The 2547-nt window shown below is 53.6% G+C and carries 5 protein-coding genes; all 5 read right to left on the bottom strand.

Features of this window, described 5'->3' with window-relative positions:
- Window positions 1-547: 547 nt before the first annotated feature.
- The 5 genes from FT726_RS26790 to FT726_RS26770 all read right to left on the bottom strand — a co-directional run bounded on the left by FT726_RS26790 (window position 548) and on the right by FT726_RS26770 (window position 2472).
- Entirely contained in the window at window positions 548-742 is a 195-nt protein-coding gene (locus FT726_RS26790; RefSeq protein WP_312123575.1) for a hypothetical protein, read from the bottom strand.
- Between the two features lie 26 nt (window positions 743-768).
- Complete coding sequence (locus tag FT726_RS26785) at window positions 769-1134, bottom strand: hypothetical protein (RefSeq protein WP_312123576.1); 366 nt, start codon at window positions 1132-1134, stop codon at window positions 769-771.
- A gap of 89 nt (window positions 1135-1223) precedes the next feature.
- A complete protein-coding gene (locus FT726_RS26780) occupies window positions 1224-1430 on the bottom strand; it encodes a hypothetical protein (protein WP_312123577.1) in 207 nt (68 codons plus the stop codon).
- Window positions 1431-1558: 128 nt separating this feature from the next.
- On the bottom strand, window positions 1559-1882 hold the full coding sequence (locus FT726_RS26775; protein ID WP_312123578.1) for a hypothetical protein: 324 nt from the start codon (window positions 1880-1882) through the stop codon (window positions 1559-1561).
- An 86-nt stretch (window positions 1883-1968) separates the two neighbouring features.
- Window positions 1969-2472, bottom strand: coding sequence for a hypothetical protein (locus FT726_RS26770; RefSeq protein ID WP_346303793.1), 504 nt, complete (start codon window positions 2470-2472; stop codon window positions 1969-1971).
- Window positions 2473-2547: the final 75 nt, after the last annotated feature.

The raw sequence follows: 2547 nt of genomic DNA, 5'->3' as shown, positions 1-2547 counted from the left end.
CATCAGACCCTAGCCGGCAGGCCCGAACCCCGGAGGGATTCGGCGGAGCTTACCGGCGCAGCCGGTTAGCGCAGTGGGGCTGACGACCCGGCAACGCCGGGGAGCCGGAGGGGGCCATCAGGCTGTTTATGCCGTTGACCTTCATGGACAGAAAAACGGAGAAGCAGCTGCAGCACAGCAGCAGAACAGAGAGCAGCAGGAAGCAGAGAGAGAAGACCGTGAGACAGCGTCCCGGAGAGAGAAAGCGCAGGCGAAGGGAGAGAGACGGTGCGTCAGCACCGTCTTCCCCCGGCCCGCAGGGCCGCCCGCTTTTACAGCGGTGCCCGATACCGACATGATGACATTTACCGATTGCGGGCATAAAAAAGCCCCTGCCGGGGCTATTAAATTTGGTCGTTGCGCTTTTTCTTCCTGTCTCTACGATTCTCGACACACCAGACAAGATTACTGTATAAGCCCGCCAGACCCCCTATGAGAGCTAAAACTGAAGCAGCGACTAACAGCTTTAATAGTGTTTCACCTTCTGGCACAGTCACTATTTCCGGCATTACCGCTCCTCAGATGTATGCACTTTTATAACGGTTTCAGCCTCATGTGGATTTTGCTGCTCTTTACGCATTTCCCTACGTTCTCCGTAGGTTCGCAACATTTCATAAAGCCCGTTAAGCAGATAGGCTACTGAAAAGAATACTAAAACATTAAACCATGTGCCTAGTTCCGTCACCGGTCCTGTTTCGATCATGTCTCATCCTTACTTGTCCGGTTACTTTATGAGCTATGCCGCGATTCAGCTATGCCGCCACTCATAAACGCAACAACCAGTGTAAAAATGCCGCCAGTCATCAGCACAGTTTGCAGAATCAGTCCGGCCTCTTTCGTCGCGTCAGAAACTGAATACCAGTCCGGATTTGCAAACATTATTGCGGTGAAAAACACCCTAAAAAAGCCTGGGACAAACATTATCCAGCAACCCGCCGCAACATAATCCAGGCGCATATTACGTTTCAGCCACTTGCCCAGTCGGGTTTTATTGCCAAAACTATCACTCTTCCCAAAATGAATGCTGCGCGCGGTCATTAACACCCATAGATCCGCCACGGTAAACAGCGCTGTCAGCCAGGTTGTATAGTCCATTTTCAGTCTCCTTAAGTGGCTGTAAATAACATTCAGTCTGCATATCTACAGCGCACATTAGTCCGGTCAGGTCGTCCGTTACCAGAGCTTCACTGATAGCCCAGCACCTTCATTAACAGCACGGTAATGGTCGCCACGGCGCCAATCATGCCAGTTGAAACCGCCACGGGATACCAGAACGTCTCGCGGTTCAGTTTGCCCGCCTCTGCGTTCAGCTTCTGCGTTTCCGCCATCAGTTTGGCGATCTCCGCGTTGATTCGGTTACTGTTCAGCTCGTTCATATCGGTTGCCGACATCCGTCAGTTCTCCCTTTCGGGCAGGGCCGCAGCCTTTCTGCGCCCTGCTGTCAGTATATCCCGCTGGCCTGTCACACACCACGCCAGCGAACAAAAAGCATTCAAAGTAGTTAACCGTGCGACAGCCTTTAGCTCTGCTGCCAGCGGTTAGTGATCATGCCTGGGATAACCCTGTAACCCATGTCGAACTCAAGCACGGCTACCGGCCAGCTTTCGCGCAGATAAATGCGCAGCCCTTCCGGCTCGTCGGTCGGCTCATGAATAATGCTACACATGCCCAGTTCTTCCCACGGCACGGCGCTGAATCCGGCAAACGTTCCGGCCTCGCAGATATAGGCGTACAGCTCCATAAACTGTGCCGCCGTCAGGGTGTCATGCTCCGGCGCGGGCGACGCCAGCGCAGAGAGATTTACAGCCGGGATCGCGTGTGCGAGGATACGTGTATCAGACATAAAGTTAACTCCTTCGTGTTTTGATGCTGGCCGAACCGTGTTGCTGCACGCCCGGCCGTTAAGAGAGCAGGCTCAGGCCTGCTTTTTTAATGCGCGTTTTTCCCCGCCATTGCCAGCACGGCACTCAGCACCAGTTCTGCATGTCTCTTTGAGGCGTAGTCCCGGCACTCAAAATAGCGGCCTCGAATGTGCGCAAAAATGTGCGTCACCTTGCCCGAATACATTTCGCTACACTTGAACGTCTCGCCTGCGGGGGTTGATTTCCAGTCCAGCGGCGGCAGCACGGTCAGCTGATCGTTCCAGCGCGCCTCGGTAATTTCCTCCCACGGTCTGAAAAGACGCGTACAAAACAGGGCATCCGCCTCGGATTCGGTCATCAGCGCCATGTCGTCGTACTGCAATTGCAGTTCTTCCAGCGTTTCAAAGTTAAATATTGCTACGATGCTCCCGTCTTTAAGCGGAATCGCCTGGCTGAATATCTTGCCCGTATCGACGCGCACGAATACTAGGTTGTCACCAGGTTTGCCCTGGCTTTTAACCCATGTTTTGGAAGATTCTGAAGCGGCGACGTTGACGTTTTGTGTGTGCATGCTGGTTCTCCTGTCAGGTGGTTAATTCATGTTTCGGTTAGTTCCTCGCGGCAAAGGGCTGAGAAGCAACGGCAG

The sequence above is a fragment of the Pantoea sp. Morm genome (assembly GCF_016643525.1).
Taxonomy (GTDB): Bacteria; Pseudomonadota; Gammaproteobacteria; order Enterobacterales; family Enterobacteriaceae; genus Pantoea; species Pantoea dispersa.
This window is presented reverse-complemented; position numbering and strand designations above follow the sequence as displayed.

What these genes read in the sequence shown, in the direction of transcription:
- FT726_RS26790 (WP_312123575.1), bottom strand. Translation starts at nt 742, where the DNA reads ATGATCGAAACAGGACCGGTGACGGAACTAGGCACATGGTTTAATGTT.
- FT726_RS26785 (WP_312123576.1), bottom strand. Translation starts at nt 1,134, where the DNA reads ATGGACTATACAACCTGGCTGACAGCGCTGTTTACCGTGGCGGATCTA.
- FT726_RS26780 (WP_312123577.1), bottom strand. Translation starts at nt 1,430, where the DNA reads ATGTCGGCAACCGATATGAACGAGCTGAACAGTAACCGAATCAACGCG.
- FT726_RS26775 (WP_312123578.1), bottom strand. Translation starts at nt 1,882, where the DNA reads ATGTCTGATACACGTATCCTCGCACACGCGATCCCGGCTGTAAATCTC.
- FT726_RS26770 (WP_346303793.1), bottom strand. Translation starts at nt 2,472, where the DNA reads ATGCACACACAAAACGTCAACGTCGCCGCTTCAGAATCTTCCAAAACA.